Source organism: Streptomyces sp. NPDC051563, assembly GCF_044454225.1.
Classification (GTDB): Bacteria; Actinomycetota; Actinomycetes; order Streptomycetales; family Streptomycetaceae; genus Streptomyces.
On sequence record NZ_JBITDL010000031.1, the window covers coordinates 86,851 to 106,170 of the forward strand.

Here is a 19,320-nt window from a genome sequence, read left to right on the forward strand (position 1 = left end):
TCCGTGGGCGGCGGACGGGAGAAGTCAGGGGAGCAGCGGGCCGAGGTAGGAGACGGCGAACCACTTCCAGAGCGGGTGGTCGCCCGCCTGGACCTCGGCGACGCCGGTGCGGTCCGTGCCGTTCGGCGCGGGGGTGGCGGTGACGCGGTGCAGCGGGTATGCCTTCATCTCCAGCCAGGGGCGGTCACTGGCGACGGGGAGCATGGCGGTGACCGGGGCCAGGACGTCGTGGCCGGTGGGCTCGCCGAGGGCGGCGGTGCCGGTCTGCGGCCGGGAGAAGAGCCCGGAGCGGCGCAGGGTGACCGTGGTGCCCTCGGTGAGGTCGAAGCCGCCGCCGCCCCGGGGGACGAGGAGGCTGAGGCTGCCGTCGGGTTCGGTGGTGTAGCCGGCCGAGACGGTGGCGGGGATCTGTACGAGGGTGGCGGCCAGGGCCAGTCCGGCGGTGGCGAGCACGCCCGCGGCGGCGATGCGGACGGGGCGGGCGCCGGCCTGGACGGCTTCGCGGACCAGGGTGGCGGCGCCCTTGCCGAGGCGCCACAGCAGGTAGCCGAGCGCGCAGACCATCATGCAGGAGCCGGCGATGCCGAGGCGCTGGAGGATCCCGGACCAGAGGGTCAGGGCGCTGGAGACCAGGTACAGCGGGAAGATCAGGCAGGCCAGGCCGTACGGGACGGACCAGTTGCGGCCGGGCAGTTCGCGCTGGTAGCCGCGGCCGCCGAAGACGGCCCGGGCGATGGCCCGGCGGGCGTCGGTCATGGCCTTCTCCCGCAGGTGGGAGATGTCCAGGTGGCTCATGAGGGCGAGGTAGCCGTCGAGCTTGACCAGCGGGAGCAGGTTCACCACGCAGACCATGTAGTTGACGAGGCCCACCAGCAGCAGGGTCTCGCGGGCCGGTCCGGCGGGGACGGCGAGGGCCGCGAGGGCGGCGGTGCCGGCGGCGACGGCCTGGATGGCGATGCCGGCGAGGGCGACCTGGACGCGCTGGCGGGGGTTGGGCAGCCGCCAGCCGTCGGACACGTCGCAGAAGAACGCCGGCGACATGTAGAAGAGCATGAAGCCCATCCGGCTGGGTGTGCCGCCGTGATGGGTGAGGACCGCTCCGTGGGCCATCTCGTGGACGGCGGTGGTGGCGACCACGCCGAGCATCACGCAGGCGTACGCCCACAGGGGCATCGGGCGGGAGAGCGCCTCACCGAGGGTGGCTCCGCAGGCGGCGAGGGCCAGGACGCCCAGCAGGACGACGGCGGCGGCCGCGCCGCGGACGAGGCGGTGGCCGAGCGGGCGGACCAGCGGGGCGATGCGGCGCAGCATCCGCTCGGGCTTGACCAGGGTGAACTGGATGGTCAGCGGGCCGGCGAAGCGGACCCTGGCCGGCTTCTTGACGGGCCGTCCGTCTTCCAGGAGGTCGGAGTCGGCCAGGCTGCGGACCGCGCGGCCGATGTGGCCGGGGGTCCAGGGGGAGCCGAGTTCGGCGGCGAGCTGGTCGTGGTCGCGGCTTCCGTCGAGGAGGCGGACCAGGCGGGCGAGGTCCTCGCCGGTGCGGAAGTGCTTGTGCTCCCCGCGCTGGATCACCCAGGGGGCGTCTTCGGTGAGCGGTTCGCGCACGGCCACGTCGTCGGCGGTGCGGGGCCGCTCCAGATCGGGTGCGAAGGCGGTTTTAGCGGACATGGTGGAAGCACCTCTGCTCAAGGGGGCGGTGAGGACGTGTCCGGCGGGTCGGGGCCGGACGGACCGGTTCTGCCTGATCGAGAAGTTCCGGAAGACACGCCCTTAAGCGATGTCGCGGGTGCGGACGAGGTGGCGGCCGGCGACGAAGGCCGCGGCGAGCCAGGCGGCGATGACCGCGTACGCCCAGGGCAGCGACAGCAGGTCGGGCTTCACGTCGCGGTAGACGGAGCTCATCGCGATGGTCAGCAGGTACTTGGAGACCTCGGGGACCAGCCGCTGCAGCCCGGGGTCCACCAGGAGCGTGAGGCCGATCAGGGTGGCCACGGCGCCGGTCTGGTTCCGGACGATCCAGCCGATGAGGGCGCCCCAGGGGGCGGCCAGGGTGCAGCAGGCGAACACGCCGACCAGGATGAGGGCGGTCTCGCCGTCGGCGGCCGCCTCCAGGCCGAAGGGCAGCGGGCCCAGGTAGACGCTGACGGCGCCGAGGGCGGCGGCGATCAGGCCGAAGACGGCTCCGGCGGCGGTGCTGACGGCGAGCTTCGCGCCGAAGAGGCGGGAGCGGGAGCCGGCCAGGAGCGCGGAGCGCACCATGGTGCCGGAGGCGTAGTCCCGGGTGACGTGGACGGCGCCGAAGACGGCCGCCAGCAGGAACATCATCATCCAGGAACGGGCCACGTCCTGGCCGACGGCCAGGGATGTGGACCCGTCGGCAATGGCCTTCTCGCCTCCGGAGACGTATCCGAAGGTGGTGATCAGGCACAGCCAGGCTCCCGCGAGCGGCAGGGCCCACCAGGCGCGGCCGGTCAGGGCCTTCCGGGTTTCGCCGGCGATGAGGTTACGCACGGGAGTAGTTCCTTTCCGGGGTGCGGATGCCCGCGGCGTCAGCGGCGGGAACGGCGGTGGCGGCCGGGTCGACCAGCTCGAAGAAGCGGTCCTCCAGGCGGACGGCGCCGTCGCCGGTGAGGTCGTCGAGGGTGCCCGCGTAGCGCAGGGAGTGCTGCATGATCACGACGTCGTCGACGGTCTGCTCCAGCTCGGCGAGCTGGTGGCTGGAGACGATGACGGTGCGGCCGCCCAGGGCCAGGGTGCGCAGGGTGGCGCGCAGCCAGCGGATGCCGTCCGGGTCGAGGCCGTTGGCCGGCTCGTCGAGGATGAGGATCTCCGGGTCGGCGAGCAGGGCGGTGGCCAGGGCGAGCCGCTGGCGCATGCCGGTGGAGCAGCCCTTGACCGGGCGGTCGGCGGCGTAGTCGAGGCCGGTGTACTCCATGACCTGGTCGGCGCGGCCGGCGGGCAGGCCCAGCACGGTGCACCAGATGCGCAGTTCGCCGCGGACGGTGGCGCCGGTGACGCCGCCCATGCCGTCCATGCTGACACCGATGCGGTGGGCCGCGTCGGGGAGTTCGGCGTACGGCTTGCCGAGGATGGTCGCGGTGCCGGCGGTCGGGGTGGCGAGGCCGAGCAGCATCCGCAGGGTGGTGGTCTTGCCGGCGCCGTTGCGGCCCAGGAGGCCGGTGACGCGGCCGGCGCGGATGTCCACGGTCAGCGCGTCGACGGCGCGTACGCCTTTGTAGATCTTGGTGAGACCGTTCAGCGAGACGGCCGGGTCGCTGCTGCTCATCGCTGCCGCGTCCTTTCCGGGGTGTGGGGGTGGTTCGGTGGTGCGGTCGTTCGGTCGTTCGGTGGTGGTGCGGTGGTGCCGAGGGCCGGGCCCCGGCCGGGGGTTTCCCGGCCGGGCCCGGTCCGCATCGATCCGTTCCGGCACCGCTCATTCGGGAGCGGGTCGCCGGGGCCGGATCAGGTGGCGATGGTCACCGTGGAGATGGCGATGCCGATGGACACGCCCTCCCAGAAGCCGGGGGCCTCGAGGACCTCGAGCTCCTGCAGGCCCAGCTCCAGGCCGTCCTGCGCGACGACCGCCGCGTTGTCGAGGATCTGCTCGCTCATGGCTGTTCTCCTTCGTGTGTGGTGTGTGGTGAGGGGTGTGCTGCGCGGTGCTGAGGGTGGATCAGGTGGCGATGGTGACCGTGGAGATGGCGATGCCGATGGACACGCCCTCCCAGAAGCCGGGGGCCTCGAGGACCTCGAGCTCCTGCAGGCCCAGCTCCAGGCCGTCCTGCGCGACGACGGCCGCGTTGTCGAAGTTCTGCTCGCTCATGGCTGTTCTCCTTCGTGATTCGAGTGGTGGTGGTGACGTGCTGCGCGGTGCTGAGGGTGGATCAGGTGGCGACGATGGAGACGATGGAGATGCCGACGACGACACCGCCGGTGGTCCACCAGCCCGGGGCCTCCATGACCTCGAGCTCCTGCAGGCCGAGCTCCAGGTGGTTCACGTCGGCCGCGGGGGCCTCGAACTTCTCGTTCATGACTGACTCCTTCTGTGGGTGGGTGTACGAGGGGTGGTGCGGGTGGTACTGATCCGGGTCGGATCAGGTCATGACCACCGAGACGAGGGAGACACCGACGACGACGCCACCGGTCGTCCACCAGCCCGGGGCCTCCATGACCTCGAGCTCCTGCAGGCCGAGCTCCAGGTGGTTCACATCGGCGGCAACGTCGAACGTGTTGTTGTCCATGACGGTTTTCCTTTCGTGGGAAGCGAGTGGTGTGGTCCCCGCGCCGAGCCGGCGCGGAAGTCTGTGGGTGCGGCGCAGGTGGTCAGGCCGCTTCGGTGAGCAGGGCGTTGACGTCGGCCGCGCGCAGGCCGCCGAGCATCGGGAGGCCCGCGCCCCAGGCCCGTACGGTCCTGCGGGCGACCGCGTCGAGCAGCTGCGGGGTGACGGCGATGTCGCGGACGATGCCCCAGCGGTTCATCAGGGCGCTGATGCCTGCTACCGGCTCGGCGGGCAGCGGGTCGCCGCTGCTGTCGGCCGAGCGGAGCAGTTCCCAGATCCCCCGCAGGCGGGCGGCGGAGCCGAGCCGGGTGTCCCCGGCGAGGACTGCCCGCCACAGGGCCGGCAGGATGGCCGCGACGGCGGTCATCTTGCGGATGCCCAGGGCGCTGGAGAGTTCGTTGGCGATCATCCAGCCCTCGGTGCTGAACAGGTCCCTGCCGTAGCAGAGCCAGGTGGACTGGGTCAGTCCGCTCAGCCGGGCGAGGTCGGTGCGCAGCGTGGGGTCGGTGGCCCGTCCGTCGGCCAGTTGCCGGGCCAGTGCTCCGCCGAGGCGGACCAGCTGGGTGGCGGCTGTCTGGGCGAGGGCGTCCTCGACGGCGCGGTCGGTGAGGTTGCCGACGTAGGGGCCGACGGTGCGGAAGACCGCTTCGAGGGCTCCTTCGATCAGCAGCTCGCCGGGCAGGGTCTCGGTGGCGGCCGGGTCCAGCAGGGCCGCGTCGGGGGCGAGTGCGTCGCCCATGACGAGCCGTTTGCCGCTGTTGTGCGGCAGGCAGGCGACCCGGCTGAGTTCGGATCCGGTGCCGACCGTGGTGGGTACGGCGAGCAGCGGACGGGTGCGGCGGGTGCGCGGGTCCAGGGTGAGCAGTCCGCTGCGGCCGGTGGTGCGCAGGGCCGCGCGGGCCCGCTCGTCCCCGTGGGCCACGGACAGGAGCTTGGCCCGGTCGAGGAGGGCTCCGCCGCCGATGACGGCGACGAGTCCGGCGTCCGCGGTGGTGCGGGCCAGGGCGAGGATCTCGTCCGGGCCCCCGTCGCCGTCGGGGACGATAGTGTGGGTGGTGTGTCCCGCCCGGTCCAGTTCCGTGGTCACCAGGTCGGTGATGCGGGAGTTCGCGACGGCCGGGTCGAGGAGCAGGGCGGTGACGGGACGGCTCCCCCCTGCCGGGTGGGCGTCGTCGAAGTCGGCCAGCCAGTCGCCGAGCCCTGCGGGGCCGATGAGCAGCCGGGTGGATCCGGACCAGGCGATGTTCACCGCAGTCCTCCGGAGAAGTTCTCGACTCCGCGGCGGACCGCTTCCATGAGGGCGTCGATCTCGGCGTCCGTCGCGGTGAGCGGCGGCATGATCTGGATGCCGTGGACGCCGGCGTGGACGATGGCGCCCGCCGCACGGATGGCGGTGATCTGGTCGAGGACCCGGGCCTGCGGCAGTGGTTCGCCGTCGGCGGTGAGGATCCGCAGGGAGCGGAAGAGGCCGCGGCCGTCGTGGGAGTCGAAGAGGGGGTGTTCGGCGACGAGCCGGTCCAGGTGGGCGCCGAGGGTCTCGGCGGCGCGCCGGCCCCGGGAGACGGCGTCGAGGCGGCGCATCTCCTCGATGGTGGCGATGATCGCGGCGCAGGTGACGGGGGTGCCGGCCTGGGTTTCGCCGTGGGTCAGGGTGGCGTCGGCTTCGCGGAAGGCGTCGGCGATCGTCCGGGAGACGATGACGGCGGCGGCCGCGCAGGTGCCGTTGGTCAGCCCCTTGGAGGTCACCAGCAGGTCGGGGCGTTCGCTCCAGCGCTGGGAGGCGAACATCGAGCCGGTGCGGCCGAATCCGGTGGCCACCTCGTCGGCGGCGAGCAGGAACCCGTGTTCCTCGCGGAGCCGGAAGAGGGTCTGGAGGTACTCGTCGGTGAGGGGGACGGCGCCGCTGCCGAGGACGGGTTCGACGACGACGGCCGCGATCTGGGAGCCCTGGGCCCGCATCAGCTTCTCGATGTCGGCGGGGTCGTTGGGGGTGACGTGGCGCACCAGGCGCTGGTCGACCCCGTAGACCTGCTGGCCGAGGTTCTCGCCGGTGAGGGCGAAGCCGCCGAAGGTCAGGCCGTGGTAGCTGCCGCGCAGCCCCACGATGATCTTGCGCTTCTCGGCGCCGCGCAGGGCGTGGTAGTGCCGGGCGGTCTTCATGACCAGGTCGTTGGCCGCGCCGCCGGAGGTGGAGAAGAGGACGCGGGCGAAGTGGTCGGCTCCGCAGAGTTCCACCAGAGCCTCGGCGGCCTGCCGGGCGTAGGGGTGTTCGTAGCGGAAGACGCTCAGGTACGAGGCGTTGAGCAGGGCCTGGTGGCAGGCTTCGGCGATGTGCCGGTTGCCGTGGCCGAGGTTGGCGTTCCACAGGCCCGAGTCGCCGTCGAGGAGTTCGCTGCCGTCGGCGAACCGTACGTACATCCCCTCGGCGGAGACGGCGCAGATGCCGTCGTCGCCGTGGGCGGAGGGCGGGAGCAGGGAGGTCCACAGGGCCGGGTGGCCGTGGTCGGGGGCCTCGTCCCGTCCGGTCAGGGTGGGCAGGGCGGTGGTCATCACAGGGCCTCGGCTTCCAGGAGGACGTCGTGGTGGCGGCCGCCGCCGGGGATGGGCGTGGTGGAGCGGATGGCGAAGCCGGCGGCTTCGAGCTCGGCGACCAGCTGGGGTGCGGGCATCACGCCGATGGTGGTGGTGGCGACGTGGACGGGGCCTTCGGCCAGCGGGTCCGCGGGGATGACGGTGACCGTGCGGGAGCTGTTGCCCGAGGTCCACTGTTCGATCATCCGGTAGGAGCGGCCGGTGATCTCGCCGGGGGCGAGGATCTCGCTCTCGTCGCTGCCGTCGTCGGCGGCGTCCACCTCGACGGTGGTGAGCAGGAACCTGCCGCCGGGCGCCAGGTGTTCCCGTACGCAGCGGTAGAGGCCGGGTCGGGCCTCCGGCGGGAGGAGGGAGATGGAGGTGGTGCCGAGGACGACGGCGCCGAAGCTGCGGCCGAGCGAGAAGTCGCTCATGTCGGCCTGGACGGGGGTGCAGCGGCCCTGGAGCGAGGCCGGGGTGGCGGCGAGCCGTTCCCGGAGCAGTCCGATCATGTGGGCGGAGAGTTCCAGGGCGGTGACCTCGCGGCCGAGGGCCAGGAAGGGGAAGGTCAGCCGGCCGGAGCCGGCGGCCAGGTCGAGGACCGGGCCGGGGATGCGGCGCAGGGTGGAGAGGAGTTCGCGGACCTCGTGCGGGGTGGTGCCGGCGATGTCGTGGTAGACGGGGGAGCCGGCCTCGTCGTAGAGGTCGCACAGGACGGCCCGGTCTCCGAGTTCGGCGACTGCCTCGGCGGCGCGGCCGGTGAGGCCGGTGCCCGCCGCGGCGGGGCTGAGCAGCATGGCGCCCATCAGCGGGTCGCTCCTTCCGTGGCGGCAGAGGTGTCGGCGGCGGTGCGGGGGGCGGCGGACTCCGTGAGGGGCAGTCCGATGCCGGAGAAGTAGGCGGCGACGGCGTCGACGGTGGCCGGGTCGGCGTAGTCGGCGGCGGCCCGGGCGCTGCCGGTGACGAGCAGGGCCTCGGCGGCCTGGGCGGCGTCGGGGGAGAGGGCGATGGTGCGGCGGTCCCCGGGGTGGTGGATCAGGGCCTGTTCGGCGTTGAAGAGCAGCACCGGGGTGTCGCCGGAGGTGTCCTGCGGTGCGGTGTGGGCGTCGAGGGCGGGGACCAGGCGGCCGCCGAAGCCGGAGACGCGGGGCTGTTCGAGGCCTCGGGTGACGGCTTCGCGGATGGCGCCGACGGCGGCCAGGTAGCGGGAGATCCAGGGGCGGGCGGCGAGCTGCTCGCGGCGCAGCTCCTCGTCGAGTACGCCGGCCAGGGCGCCGGTGGAGTCCTCCCAGGCCTGGTGCAGGGCGGCGGCGGGGGTGCCGACGGGGCCGAGGGATGCGGCGCCGGGGGCGACGCTGACGGCTCCGTCGGCGGAGACGTAGAGGCGCAGGGCCGGGCCGTCGCCGGCTCCGTTGCCGCCGAGGGCTCCGAGGTCGGCGAGCTGGACCGAGGGGTGGGTCAGGAAGGCGGAGAACTCGCCCTCGTTCCGGGCCCGGTCGGCGTCCTCCAGGAAGGCCTGGAAGTCGGCTTCCTCGACGATGCGGACCAGGGTGGGTCCGAGGACGGAGAGGTAGGGGGTGATCGAGTAGGCCTGCACCTGGAGGTAGAAGTCGGGGTGCAGTCCGGCTTCCGCGCCGGGTTCGCCCAGCGAGCCCTGCCAGACGATGACCTGGGCGCCGGTGGCCTCGTGCGGCTCGGGCTCGGCGGTCGGCTCGTCCCCGGGGACCAGGACGACGGTGCCGGGGCCGGCCACGCCGCTGCCGAGCAGGGCGTCGAGGTGGGCGGCGTCCTCCAGGACGACCGTCGCGGTGAACGGCGGGCGGGGGGCGAGTGCGGCCAGGGGGCGTCCGGTGCCCCACTGCAAGGCGTGGGCCTTGACGGAAGTGAGTGTCATGAACATGCCTAACGTGAGTGCGTGGGTGGACGCGGGCGCCTGATGACGCGGAGCTGGAGGGTGATCGGCCGGGGGCCGGAAGTCCGAGGGGGTGCGTGCGGGCAGGGAGCGGCGTACGCGGGGGCGGGCGGAGGGGCCGCCTCGGGTCAGGAGGCGAGTCCGAGGACCGTGAGCAGCGTGCGCAGTTCGCGGCTCGCCACCTGGGCGCCGTAGAGCTGGGCCACGCCGGTGACGTTGAGGACGATCTCGTCGACGCCCGCCTCGCGGAAGGCTTCGAGTTTCGCGAGGAGCTCGGCGGGCTCCCCGTAGAGGAAGGCGTCGCCGGCGACCAGGGCCGCGCCCCGCGCGCTCTCGTCGTCCGCCTCCGCACCGGTGGGGGCGGGGAGTTCGACTCCGCCGCGCCGGAGCATGTCCTGGTAGTGCGGCGCCTTCAGGTGGTGCCGGTTGGAGGCGAGGGCCAGGCGTACGGGGTCCCGGTCGGGCGCCGCCAGGGCGATCGGCACCATGGCCACCACCTTGGGCGCCGGCCGGTCCGCGCTCTCGGCGCTCTTGCGCACCTCGGGCACGATCGTGTCGGCCAGGTAGCGGGCCGGGGTGAGCCAGCAGATCGCCGCGTCGGCCACCTCGCCGGCCACCCTCGCCATGCCGGGGCGCAGGACGCCGAGTCCGATCTCGACGGCCGGTCCGGGGACCGGCGGGAGCAGTGCCTCCTGGTGCAGGTAGTCCCCGTCCAGGACCGTGTCCGTCCCGTCGAGGGCGGCGCGTACGGCGGTCAGGTACTCCCGGGCGGCCGTCAGCGGGCTCCGGTACGGGGCTCCGAGCAGGGCCTTCTGTACGGCGGGGGCTCCCGGACCGTAGCCGGCGAGGACCGGCTGACCCGTCATCAGGGCGAGGGAACGGGCCTGGAGGGCGGCCTCCGTGGGGTGGCGCAGCGGCATCAGGGTCACACCGAGTCCGACGGGGACCCGGAACCCGGCGCCGGCGGCGTGGGCGAAGGCCTGGTGGGTCTCGGTGACCAGGCTCTGTCCCTGCCAGAGGCGTTCGGCCCCGGTCCAGTGGACGAGCCCGGCGAAGGGCAGGATCTGCTCGGGGCGGCTCGGGACGAAGGGAACGAGCACCGAGTAGGCGGTCATCGGACTTTCTCTCCTTGTGCTCGGGGTCCGGGAGTTCGTTTCCCGGGAGCCGGACGGTGAAGATCGGAATGGTCGGTGAAGATCGAATGCCGTGGAAACCGGCCCGGTCGGAATTCCGTGGGGAGATCGGGTGGCGATCTCTTCCGGAAGGTTCCTGCGGGCGGGGCCGCTAGTCCCAGTTGTGGGTGTCGCGGCCCGGGATGATCACGCAGACACCGGGGAGCGGGAGGCCGGCCGGAATCGGGACGCAGACCTGGGTGGCGGGGGCGGGAACCGGGGCGGGAGCGTCGGCGTTCGCGGTGCCGGCACCGGCCAGGCCGATGAGTACGGCGGCGGCGAGAGTGACGCTGAGGCGCTTCATCATGGTGGTTCCCCCTTGATTTGCGGTCCGTCCCGGACCCGGGCTTTTTCCGCCCGGTTCCGGTGGCCTCCGGTGTTTCCCGGCGGCTCCTTGTGACCACAACTCTGCCGTTCTCCAAGCCCCCGTTCGAGGGCTGTCGCGCGCAGCTTGCTGCGTTCTGCGAGGTCACTTACTGCACCGTCCGCACCCCCCTTCGGCACCGGGATCCGGAAGCGGAATGGATCATTGCCGTAGCCTCGACCCGGGGTAACAGGTAGATCTAGGCCAGGTAATGACCGGCCACGGCGTTGGGGGAATCCATGGGGGATCCGGATCTGGCGTTTCTCGATATCGGTCCGGAGGACGAACGCTTCTACCGCGTCCTGCTCAGGAGCGGGGGTGCCGATCCCGAACAGCTCGTGCGGCACGCAGACCTGGACGAGAAGACGGTGCACGTCCTGCGGCAACGGGCCACGGCGCTCGGTCTCGCCGCGATGACCGACGGGCTGTTGCGCCCCGTCAGTCCCGCCAAGGCGGTGCAGCATCTGATCGACGCCCGGCTCGCCCGGATCCGGCAGGAGCTGGAGACCAAGGCCGCGACCAGTGCGATCGTGGCCTCACTGCTGGCGGAACGGAACGCGGCCACGACCTCGGACGCGATCGCGGGGGCCGACCGGCCCCCCATGGAACGGCTGGTGGGCATCGAGCAGGTGCGGGCGGCCATCGACGAGCTGACCTTCTTCACCCGCTCGGAGTCGATGACCACCTGGCCCTCGGGGGTGATGCGGCCCGAGATCATCGAAACCTCGCGGCCCGCCGACGCCCGCATCCTGCGGCGCGGCATAAGGATGCGCAGCCTGTTCGGGGCGGCCGCGCTGGACGATCCGGCCACGATGGCGTACCTGCGGGAGCTGGTCGGCAAGGGGGCGGAGGTACGGGTGTCGCGCCTCGACCTGGAGCGCATCCTCATCTTCGACCGGGCGGCGGCGCTCACGCCGATCGACCCCTCCGACAGCAAGCGGGGGGCGCTCCTGACCCGTGAACCGGGCCTGGTGACCACGCTGGTGTCCCTCTTCGACCGGATGTGGGGACAGGCGCAGGAAATACCGGCGGCCGCGGCCGAGGAGGGGCCGGCGGTGTCGGGCGAACGCCCGACCGAACTGGAACGCCGGATCCTGGAGTCGCTGTGCACGGCCGACAAGGACGAGAACGGGGCGCGGGACGTGGGCATCTCGGTGCGGACGTACCGCAAGTACGTGGCGACGCTGATGCACCGGCTCGATGCGTCGAACCGGTTCCACGCGGCGCTGCTCGCGCGGGAGCGCGGCTGGATCTGAGCGGGGCGGGCGGGGCGGCGCTCCGGGCCGCGGCGGTCCGGGCCGCGGCGCTCCGGGCCGCGGTCCCGTAAGGACGGCCGGCCCGCCGGCCCCGGTAAGCGCGGAGTCCGCGTCGGGGGTGTTCCCCCTTCGCGGACTCCGGTTAAGCCGGTTAAGAGGGCCACGGCTAGGAGCGGGACCGCTGGAGCGCACGGGCGCAGGAGAGCACGCCGACGGCGAGCACACCCATGACCACGTACCGCGCGGTGCCGTCGAACAGCACGGTGGACGAGGCCAGGAGGGCGATCAGCACACCGGTCGTGATGGCGAGCGGGTTCTTCTGGGTCTGGCTCTGGGCCATGGTGGTGGCTCCTTCGGAAGCGGGGATGGCCATTCCACTCTGACAGCGGGCCCCGTCCGCCCGGCCCCGTTGCGGGTGCAGCTTCCGGCATTCCGCTTCGCAGCATGCTGCGAAGCGGACCGCGCCGGACCGCCTCCCGCGGTCCCGCCCGGAGCCCGCGAAATAGGGCGCACCTGTGCCTTCGCGAATTGTGTAGGGTGATCACCGGCACTGAACAAGTTCAGCACTTTCCTGGGGGGGCCGGTGCAGCGTCACCGCATCATGATTTCTGCTGCCTTCGTAGCAGCCAGCGTTTCTTTCGTCCCGGGTGTGGCGTACGCCGCCGACCCGGCCGCGAAGGACCTGACCGCCAAGGTCGAGTCCGTCAAGGAGCAGGCAGCGGCCAAGGCCGCCACGTTCAAGGGCTCCGCCGAGAGCTCCAAGCCCGCGCCCAAGCCGGTACGGGTTTCGGCGGCCGAGCGCGCCGCGGCCGCCGCCGAGCTCGGCAAGTCCGCGGGGGCCGGCAAGTTGGCCGCGGCGGACGCCACTCCGCTCGTGAAGGCCAATCCGAACCTCGGCGTCTTCGCGGAAGCAACCGGAACCAGCGCGCACGGTTTCACGCTGAAGTCCCGGGTCACCACGAGCGCCGCGTCCGCGCTCCGGGTCGAGGTCAACTGGGGTGACGGCAGCCCCGTCGAGACCCGGTACACCACCGACGCCGGGCTGCTGGACTCGCGCCACTCCTACGCGAAGGTCGGCGCCCACACGGCCACGGTCACCGTGACCGACCTGAACAACGAGGTGAGCAGCACCGACACGGTGAAGCTGCTCAGCTACGGCTCCGAGTTCACCCCGCACGACCCGACCCGGCTGCTGGACACCCGCGACGGCACCGGCACGGACTACGCGCACGCCGTCCCAGCGTACGGCACGACCCGGGTGAAGGTCGGCGGCAACAGCGGCATACCGCTCGGCGCGACCGCCGTGGCCCTCAACGTCACCGTCACCAACGCGGCGGCCGACGGGCACGTCCTGGCCTACGCTTCGGGCGGCCCGCGGCCCGATGCCTCGATCGTCAACTTCGTCAAGGGCCAGACCGTCCCGAACCTGACCATCGTTCCGGTCGGTGCGGACGGCTACGTCGAGCTGGTCAACAACAGCTGGGGCCAGGCCGACCTGATCGCGGACGTGACGGGCTACTTCACCCGTTCCGAGGCCAGCGGCTACACCTCCGTGAACCCGGCCCGCTTCGTGGACACCCGCAGCTGGAACGGCGGCAAGGGCGGCGGGCTCATCGGCGGCAGCTCGACGGGCCTCCAGGTCGCCGGCCAGGCCGGCGTCCCGGCCTCCGGCGTCACGGCGGTGGCCCTCAACGTCACCGTCACCAACCCCAAGGACGCCGGACACCTCTCCGTCTTCCCGGGGGGCAGCACGCTGCCGTCCACGTCCAACCTGAACTTCGAGCGCGGACAGACCGTGGCGAACTCGGTGATCGTGCCGGTCGACGCGAACGGCTGGATCGTCGTCCGCAACGGTTCCTGGAACTCGGCCGATGTGGTCATCGACGTCGTCGGCTACTACAGCCCCGACAGCAAGGCCTCGTACCTGCCCGTCGAGCCGACGCGCCTGCACGACTCCCGGAAGTGGTCGCCGGTCGCCGCACAGGACTACCGCTACTTCTGGCTGTCCGACGGCGAGCCCTCGGTCAAGGCCTTCGTGCTGAACACGACGGTCACCAACACCAAGGACGACGGGCACCTCTCCGTCGCCCCGGACCCGAACACCAAGGCCCGGTACCTCGCGGGGAACCCGGTCCGGCCGGCCGTGCCGAGCTCCTCCAACCTGAACTGGACGAAGGGCAAGACCGTCCCGAACCTGGTTCAGGCGAGCACCGGCACCACCGGCGTCATCGACTTCTGGAACCGCGGCTGGCAGCCCACGGACCTGATCATCGACATGTTCGGCCTGTACGAGACCGAGTGATCCACCGGTAGATCCCCGTCAGGGCCGGCCCTCCCCCACCGGGAGGGCCGGCCCTCGGCTTGTGGCGCCGAGAGCCTCCCTGAGGATCCGCAGCAGCCAGGCCCGCAGGTTCGTACCGCTGACCAGGATCCAGGCCAGTTCGTGGTTCAGTGGGGAGTACGGGGCGTGCGCAGGCCCGTGACGACCATGTGTGTCAGAAGGGCGTAGCTCTCGTCCAGGGCTTCGGGCAGGGCGAAGGCGCCGCCGGTTTCGAGGGAGACGAAGCCGTGGGCGGTGGCCCGCAGGCAGCGGGCCGCGTGGACGGCCGCCGCGTCCTGCAGGCCGTAGGCGCGCAGGGTGGCGAAGAGGATCGTGAGGAGCCGTTCCCCGGCCTCGGCCGTCCGCGGTTCGGGGCTGTGCAGCAGGGCCGCGTACCGGTGGGGCCGGCGCAGGGCGTAGGTGCGCCAGGCCGTCATGAACGCGCGGATCGCCTCGTCGGCGGAGCGGCCGATGACCGCCACGCCGATCTCGTCCGCCATCTCGTTCATGATCCGCGCCGACAGGAGGTCGCGGAGTTCGGCGAGGTTGCGCACGTGCTTGTAGAGGGAGGGGGTCGCCACGCCCGCCCGGCCGGCCACCGCCGACAGGGTCAGGCCCGCCGGTCCCTCCGCGTCGACGAGCCCCAGCGCCACGTCGACCACCGCGTCGGCCGAGAGCGAGGCCCTAGGCACGGGCGGCCTCCTTCAGGAAGGACACGATGGCCTCGGCGGTCTCGGCGGGGAACTGCGCGTGGGCGTAGTGGCCCGCGCCCTCGACCATGACCAGGCGGCCGCGCCCGGCGGGCAGTGCGGCGACGATGGCCGCGCCCTCGGCGGCCGGGTCGGCCCAGTCGCAGTCGAGGCCGCCCTCGACGATCAGCACGGGGCACCGGACGTCGCCCAGGCGGGCGCCCGCGTCGGTGGGGGCGGACATCCCCATCTTGGCGACGACGGCCATCCGGCCCGGCCGCCCCAGCTGGGCGTCGAGTGCGGCGATGCGGGCGGCGTGGCCGGCCGGGCGGGCGCCCGGGCAGGCGTGGTCGAGGTAGCGCTTCCACACGCCGCCGCTGCGCAGGATGCCGGCGCCGAGCAGCAGGAACATGCCCTTGCGGTAGCGGGCGTTGGAGCCGAGGGCGCCGAGGTCGATCTTCTGCGCCTTGGTGAACGGGCTGATCTCGACGACGGCGTCGACCAGCGCCGGCTCCTGCGCCGCCGCGATGGTGGCGGCGCCGCCGGCGAAGGAGTGGCCGACGATGACGGCCGGGCCGCCGAGGTGCCGGATCAGGGCGAGCAGGTCGCCCGCCACGTCGGTACGGGTGTACGAGGCCCAGCCGGTGCTCGATTCCCCGTGTCCGCGCAGGTCGGTGGAGGCGACGCGGTACCCGGCGGCGACCAGGAGGGCCGCGGTCTCGCGGTAGGCCCCGCGGTTGTCGCCCATGCCGTGGGCGAGCAGGACCAGCGGGCCTTCGCCCGTGACCTCGTACGCGAGCTCTCCGCCGCCGGTGCTCAGAAACTCCGTCATGACCCGTCCCCCGGAATCCGCGACCAGCCCCTGTGGCTAATCCCTATAACCCTTAAGCTAATGCCATTAGCCAGGCAGGTCAACACCTACTTCGGGTCGCGGTGGAACAGGGACTTGGACCAGAGGTAACCGAGCACGGCCAGGCCCAGGCACCAGGCGACGGCGATCCACCCGTTGTTGCCGATCCCGGTGCCGAGCAGCAGCCCGCGCAGGGTCTCGATGGCCGGGGTGAAGGGCTGGTACTCGGCGACCGGCTGGAACCAGCCCGGCATCGCGTCGACCGGGACGAAGGCGCTGGAGAGGAGCGGCAGGATCATCAGCGGCAGCGCGTTGTTGCTGGCCGCCTCGGCGTTCGGACTGGTCAGGCCCATCCCGACCGCGATCCAGGTGAGCGCCAGGGAGACGAGCGCCAGCAGGCCCAGCGCCAGGAGCCATTCCACGGCGGTGGCGTCCACGGACCGGAAGCCGATGGCCACGGCGACGGCCCCGACCAGGACCACGCTCATCACGCACTGGATCACGCTGCCGACGACGTGCCCGATGAGCACCGACCCGCGGTGGATGGGCATCGTACGGAAGCGGGCGATGATGCCCTCGGTCATGTCCGTGGCCACGGACACCGCACTGCCGATGGTGGTGCCGCCGATGGTCAGCATCAGGATGCCGGGCACGAGGTAGGCGAGGTACGCGGACCGGCCCCCGCCGGCGCCTCCGAGCCCGGCGCTCATCACGTCGCCGAAGATGTAGACGAAGAGCAGGAGCAGCATGACCGGCGTGAGCAGCAGGTTCAGCGTCAGCGACGGGTAGCGCCGCGCATGGAGCAGGTTGCGGCGCAGCATCGTGGCCGAGTCGCGGACGGCGAAGGAGAGAGAACTCATCGGACGTCTTCCTTGGTCTGGGAGGCCTGGGAGGCCTGCTGGGCAGTGCCGGTCAGGGCGAAGAACACGTCGTCGAGATCCGGAGTGTGCACGGTCAGCTCGTCCGCCTCGACGCCCGCCGAGTCCAGCCGGCCGAGGAGCTCGCGCAGCGCGCGCTGGCTGCCGTCGCTGGGGATCTGCACCGCCAGCGCCTCGTCGTCCAGGGTGACCTCGCCGAGCACGGCGACGGCGGCCCGGTAGGCCGCCGGGTCGGAGAACCGCAGCCGCACATGGCCTCCGGGGATCAGCCGCTTCAGTTCCTCCGCGGTCCCCTCGGCGGCGATCCGGCCGTCGTTCAGCAGCGCGATCCGGTCCGCGAGCTGATCGGCCTCCTCCAGGTACTGCGTGGTGAGGAAGACGGTCACGCCGCCGGAGACGAGCTCGCGGATGATCTGCCACATCGAGTGCCGCGACCGCGGGTCCAGCCCGGTGGTCGGCTCGTCGAGGAAGATGATCCGCGGATCCCCGACCAGCGTCATGGCGATGTCGAGCCGCCGCTTCATCCCACCCGAATAGGTCGAAGCAGGCTTCTTCGCCGCCTCCACCAGATCGAACCGCTCCAGCAGTTCGGCGGCCACCCGCCGCCCCTCCCCCTTGGACAGATGGTGCAGGTCCGCCATCAGCAGCATGTTCTCCTCACCGGTGATCAGCCCGTCCACCGCCGAGAACTGCCCGGTGACCCCGATCGCCGCCCGCACCCCGCCCGGGGAGTCGGCGATGTCGTGGCCGGCGACCCGGGCCCGTCCGCCGTCGGCGGAGATGAGCGTGGACAGGATCTGCACGACGGTGGTCTTGCCCGCCCCGTTGGGGCCGAGCAGCGCGAACACGGACCCGGCCGGGATGCTCAGATCGATCCCGTCGAGGACTGTCTTGTCCCCGTAGGACTTGCGCAGGCCGACGGCGGAGACCGCGGACTGTGACATGGACATGACAGAAGAAGGCATGAAGCCCTCCATTCGAAGGCTGAAGTGACGAAGCGGAAAGGGGAAGGATCAGGCGACGACCGACGACCGACGGACGTCGATGTTCCCGTACTTCGTACGGGCGCGAACCTTGACGGTGTCCTCGGCCCCGTCCGGGCTCCCCGAGGCGGTGAGCATGTTGCGCACCTGGCCGGAGCCGGAGCTGACGTCGAGCCAGGCGGCCGTACCCTCGCGGACGCCGACCTCGATGGCCCCGTAAGAGGTCTCCAGCTCCACCGTGCCGCGGGCGACTTCGCCCACCCGCAGGGTCCCGTGGGCGGTCTTGGCGGTGACCGAGCCCTCGGCGCGCCGGATCTCGATGTCACCGTTGGCACCGCTCACCCGCAGCTCGCCGATGGCGGCGCCGACGGTGGTGGTGCCGTGCGAGTTCTTCAGGACCGCGGGGCCGTCGACGAAGCCGAGGCGCAGGCTGCCGGAGCTGGTGGTGATCTCGGTCGCGCCCTCGGCCCGGTCCACGGTGATCGAGCCGTGCGACGCGGTGAGCCTGAGCGGGCCGGTCGTGTCGAGGCGCACATCACCGGACGAGGTCTTCACCCGGACCTCGCCGAGCCGGCCCTCGCCGAGCACCTGGGTCCAGGAGCCGGTCGTGTCGACGTGCGAACCCGTGGGCAGTTCGACCGTCACGTCGACGATGCCGGGCTTGCCGAACGGGTTGGACTTGGGCGTCCTGACCGTCAGCACGCCGCCCGCGAACGTGACCTCGGTCTGCTCGGCGGCCCGTACGTCCTTGTCGCGCTTCGGGTCGCGGGGCTGCACCGCGACGACGGTGTCACGGCGGTCGCCCGCGGTGAACTGGATGGAACCGGCCTCCACGTGTGCGGTGACCGAAATCGCTTCGGAGGTGTCGAAAGAAGGCATGGCTGTCCCGTCCTCTTGGGTCGACGTGGTGTGGGCTAACTGAATGGACTAACGGACCCAGCCCGTAAAGCTCTGCCCCACGCTCTGGGACTTCTCCGCCACCCGGGGCCGGGCGCCGCCGTCCACGGCGGCCGATACGGCGCGCACCAGCCAGGCGTTGACCGACAGCCCCTCGCGGCTCGCGGCCTCCTCGGCGCGGGCCTTGAGGTGCGCCGGCAGGCGCAGGTTGACGCGGGCGGTGCCGCCCTCGTCGCCGTCGCCGGAGGCGAGGTGCGGCGCGAGCGGTTCGGCGGCGGCCGGCTCCGCGGGGGCGTGACTCTCGCCCGCCGCTACGGTCACGACGAACTCGGGGTCGAGCCCGCGCAGCCGTACGTCGACCGAGCCGGGGGCGAGTTCACGGGTGATCTCGTCCATCGCGGCGGAGAGCACGTTGAGCAGGGTCAGGCGGGTCGCCGACTCCAGCGGAGCGGTGAGCCTCTCGGCCAGCTTGCGGGCTTCGTCGCCACCGGCCTCGGCGGCGACGGCGAGCTCTTGGCGGAGGGTGGTGACGTAGGGCGTGAGGTCCATGCCCTCAGCATGGCACACAGATGGCACCATGTCGAGCCAATGTGGCACCACACCACCCCGAGCTGACACCACAGCCCGCAAACTCCCTGTTCAGACCACTAGCACCACCACACGCCACAGTGGCACCACACCGACACCACCGCTGCGCGGGCAAAGTCCCCGCCCCACCCTTCCACCGTTCCCCGGGCCAGCCCGGACCCGGCCCTCAAACGCCGGCCTGGCTGAAAGCGGGGCCCCGAGCTGCGCCCAAACCCCATGGGGCTCCGCCCCAGACCCCGCGCCTCAAACGCCGGCGGGGCTGAATTTGGCGCAGCCCCACCGCGAACGGGGAACCAGGCTGCGCCCAAACCCCCGGGGCTCCGCCCCGGACCCCGGTCCTCAAACGCCGGACGGCTGAAAAGACAAACCCCCGGCCGGGGCAAGAGACCACCCGGCCGGGGCCGATGCCCCCTGGCCGGGGTCAAAGACCCACATCGCCCGAGGTCGATGCCCCCCGCCCGGGTAGGTGGCTGCGGGTGGCAGGGGCGGGGACGGGGGCGGGGTGGGGTGTTGGCCTGGACGTAGAGCGTGATTTGTGGCGCGTGGGGAAGCCACAACTG

General features: G+C 72.2%; 22 protein-coding genes. 2 read left to right on the forward strand and 20 right to left on the reverse strand.

All coding sequences use genetic code 11. From position 1 onward, the window contains the following. Nucleotides 1-24 precede the first annotated feature (24 nt). From mpaP to ACIA8F_RS30935, 13 genes are all read right to left on the reverse strand, one after another. Nucleotides 25-1,668, reverse strand: a complete 1,644-nt coding sequence (mpaP, locus tag ACIA8F_RS30875; protein WP_399383698.1) for a daptide biosynthesis intramembrane metalloprotease — start codon at nucleotides 1,666-1,668, stop codon at nucleotides 25-27. 102 nt (nucleotides 1,669-1,770) lie between these two features. Next, nucleotides 1,771-2,511, reverse strand: coding sequence for an ABC transporter permease (locus tag ACIA8F_RS30880; protein WP_399383699.1), 741 nt, complete (start codon nucleotides 2,509-2,511; stop codon nucleotides 1,771-1,773). Then, entirely contained in the window at nucleotides 2,504-3,286 is a 783-nt protein-coding gene (locus ACIA8F_RS30885) for an ABC transporter ATP-binding protein (RefSeq protein ID WP_399383700.1), read from the reverse strand. The genes ACIA8F_RS30880 and ACIA8F_RS30885 overlap by 8 nt, the downstream gene beginning before the upstream one ends. A 176-nt stretch (nucleotides 3,287-3,462) precedes the next feature. Then, complete coding sequence (locus tag ACIA8F_RS30890; RefSeq protein WP_250744242.1) at nucleotides 3,463-3,612, reverse strand: daptide-type RiPP; 150 nt, start codon at nucleotides 3,610-3,612, stop codon at nucleotides 3,463-3,465. A gap of 61 nt (nucleotides 3,613-3,673) precedes the next feature. Then, complete coding sequence (locus ACIA8F_RS30895) at nucleotides 3,674-3,823, reverse strand: daptide-type RiPP (protein WP_254387524.1); 150 nt, start codon at nucleotides 3,821-3,823, stop codon at nucleotides 3,674-3,676. A gap of 61 nt (nucleotides 3,824-3,884) precedes the next feature. After that, complete coding sequence (locus ACIA8F_RS30900; protein WP_243336478.1) at nucleotides 3,885-4,031, reverse strand: daptide-type RiPP; 147 nt, start codon at nucleotides 4,029-4,031, stop codon at nucleotides 3,885-3,887. 63 nt (nucleotides 4,032-4,094) lie between these two features. Further along, nucleotides 4,095-4,241 carry a daptide-type RiPP gene (locus ACIA8F_RS30905; RefSeq protein ID WP_399383703.1) on the reverse strand — a complete coding sequence of 49 codons (147 nt, stop codon included), beginning with the start codon at nucleotides 4,239-4,241 and terminating at the stop codon, nucleotides 4,095-4,097. An 82-nt stretch (nucleotides 4,242-4,323) separates the two neighbouring features. Continuing rightward, on the reverse strand, nucleotides 4,324-5,529 hold the full coding sequence (gene mpaC, locus ACIA8F_RS30910) for a daptide-type RiPP biosynthesis dehydogenase (RefSeq protein ID WP_399383705.1): 1,206 nt from the start codon (nucleotides 5,527-5,529) through the stop codon (nucleotides 4,324-4,326). After that, nucleotides 5,526-6,830, reverse strand: a complete 1,305-nt coding sequence (gene mpaD, locus ACIA8F_RS30915; protein WP_399383706.1) for a daptide-type RiPP biosynthesis aminotransferase — start codon at nucleotides 6,828-6,830, stop codon at nucleotides 5,526-5,528. The genes mpaC and mpaD overlap by 4 nt, the downstream gene beginning before the upstream one ends. Further along, entirely contained in the window at nucleotides 6,830-7,657 is an 828-nt protein-coding gene (gene mpaM, locus ACIA8F_RS30920; RefSeq protein WP_399383708.1) for a daptide-type RiPP biosynthesis methyltransferase, read from the reverse strand. The genes mpaD and mpaM overlap by 1 nt, the downstream gene beginning before the upstream one ends. Beyond that, entirely contained in the window at nucleotides 7,657-8,745 is a 1,089-nt protein-coding gene (gene mpaB, locus ACIA8F_RS30925; protein ID WP_399383709.1) for a daptide biosynthesis RiPP recognition protein, read from the reverse strand. Before mpaB ends, mpaM begins: the two co-directional genes overlap by 1 nt. A 146-nt stretch (nucleotides 8,746-8,891) precedes the next feature. Beyond that, complete coding sequence (locus ACIA8F_RS30930) at nucleotides 8,892-9,878, reverse strand: LLM class flavin-dependent oxidoreductase (RefSeq protein ID WP_399383711.1); 987 nt, start codon at nucleotides 9,876-9,878, stop codon at nucleotides 8,892-8,894. Nucleotides 9,879-10,047: 169 nt separating this feature from the next. Continuing rightward, the gene (locus tag ACIA8F_RS30935; protein ID WP_383953001.1) at nucleotides 10,048-10,242 is read right to left on the reverse strand and encodes a hypothetical protein; all 195 of its coding nucleotides are present in this window, start codon (nucleotides 10,240-10,242) and stop codon (nucleotides 10,048-10,050) included. A 296-nt stretch (nucleotides 10,243-10,538) separates the two neighbouring features. On the opposite strand from ACIA8F_RS30935, the gene ACIA8F_RS30940 reads away from it, so the two are divergent. Beyond that, nucleotides 10,539-11,555, forward strand: a complete 1,017-nt coding sequence (locus ACIA8F_RS30940; protein WP_399383713.1) for a helix-turn-helix transcriptional regulator — start codon at nucleotides 10,539-10,541, stop codon at nucleotides 11,553-11,555. A 166-nt stretch (nucleotides 11,556-11,721) separates the two neighbouring features. On the opposite strand, the gene ACIA8F_RS30945 is transcribed toward ACIA8F_RS30940, so the two are convergent. Then, nucleotides 11,722-11,895 (reverse strand): hypothetical protein, encoded by a 174-nt coding sequence (locus tag ACIA8F_RS30945; RefSeq protein ID WP_399383714.1) that lies wholly within the window; start codon nucleotides 11,893-11,895, stop codon nucleotides 11,722-11,724. Between the two features lie 309 nt (nucleotides 11,896-12,204). Here ACIA8F_RS30945 and ACIA8F_RS30950 point away from each other — a divergent pair, with 309 nt between their 5' ends. Continuing rightward, the gene (locus ACIA8F_RS30950; RefSeq protein WP_399383715.1) at nucleotides 12,205-13,857 is read left to right on the forward strand and encodes a hypothetical protein; all 1,653 of its coding nucleotides are present in this window, start codon (nucleotides 12,205-12,207) and stop codon (nucleotides 13,855-13,857) included. A gap of 146 nt (nucleotides 13,858-14,003) precedes the next feature. Here the strand turns inward: ACIA8F_RS30950 and ACIA8F_RS30955 are convergent, their stop codons facing one another. The 6 genes from ACIA8F_RS30955 to ACIA8F_RS30980 all read right to left on the reverse strand — a co-directional run bounded on the left by ACIA8F_RS30955 (nucleotide 14,004) and on the right by ACIA8F_RS30980 (nucleotide 18,721). Next, nucleotides 14,004-14,567: a TetR/AcrR family transcriptional regulator gene (locus ACIA8F_RS30955; protein WP_399383717.1), complete on the reverse strand. Its 564-nt coding sequence runs from the start codon at nucleotides 14,565-14,567 to the stop codon at nucleotides 14,004-14,006. Next, on the reverse strand, nucleotides 14,560-15,396 hold the full coding sequence (locus ACIA8F_RS30960; RefSeq protein ID WP_399383718.1) for an alpha/beta fold hydrolase: 837 nt from the start codon (nucleotides 15,394-15,396) through the stop codon (nucleotides 14,560-14,562). Before ACIA8F_RS30960 ends, ACIA8F_RS30955 begins: the two co-directional genes overlap by 8 nt. 86 nt (nucleotides 15,397-15,482) lie before the next feature. Continuing rightward, nucleotides 15,483-16,274: an ABC transporter permease gene (locus ACIA8F_RS30965; RefSeq protein ID WP_399383720.1), complete on the reverse strand. Its 792-nt coding sequence runs from the start codon at nucleotides 16,272-16,274 to the stop codon at nucleotides 15,483-15,485. Next, the gene (locus ACIA8F_RS30970; protein WP_399383722.1) at nucleotides 16,271-17,257 is read right to left on the reverse strand and encodes an ATP-binding cassette domain-containing protein; all 987 of its coding nucleotides are present in this window, start codon (nucleotides 17,255-17,257) and stop codon (nucleotides 16,271-16,273) included. Before ACIA8F_RS30970 ends, ACIA8F_RS30965 begins: the two co-directional genes overlap by 4 nt. Nucleotides 17,258-17,305: 48 nt before the next feature. Beyond that, the gene (locus tag ACIA8F_RS30975; protein WP_399383724.1) at nucleotides 17,306-18,154 is read right to left on the reverse strand and encodes a DUF4097 family beta strand repeat-containing protein; all 849 of its coding nucleotides are present in this window, start codon (nucleotides 18,152-18,154) and stop codon (nucleotides 17,306-17,308) included. Between the two features lie 48 nt (nucleotides 18,155-18,202). Continuing rightward, nucleotides 18,203-18,721: a hypothetical protein gene (locus ACIA8F_RS30980; RefSeq protein WP_399383726.1), complete on the reverse strand. Its 519-nt coding sequence runs from the start codon at nucleotides 18,719-18,721 to the stop codon at nucleotides 18,203-18,205. Between the last annotated feature and the right edge of the window lie 599 nt (nucleotides 18,722-19,320).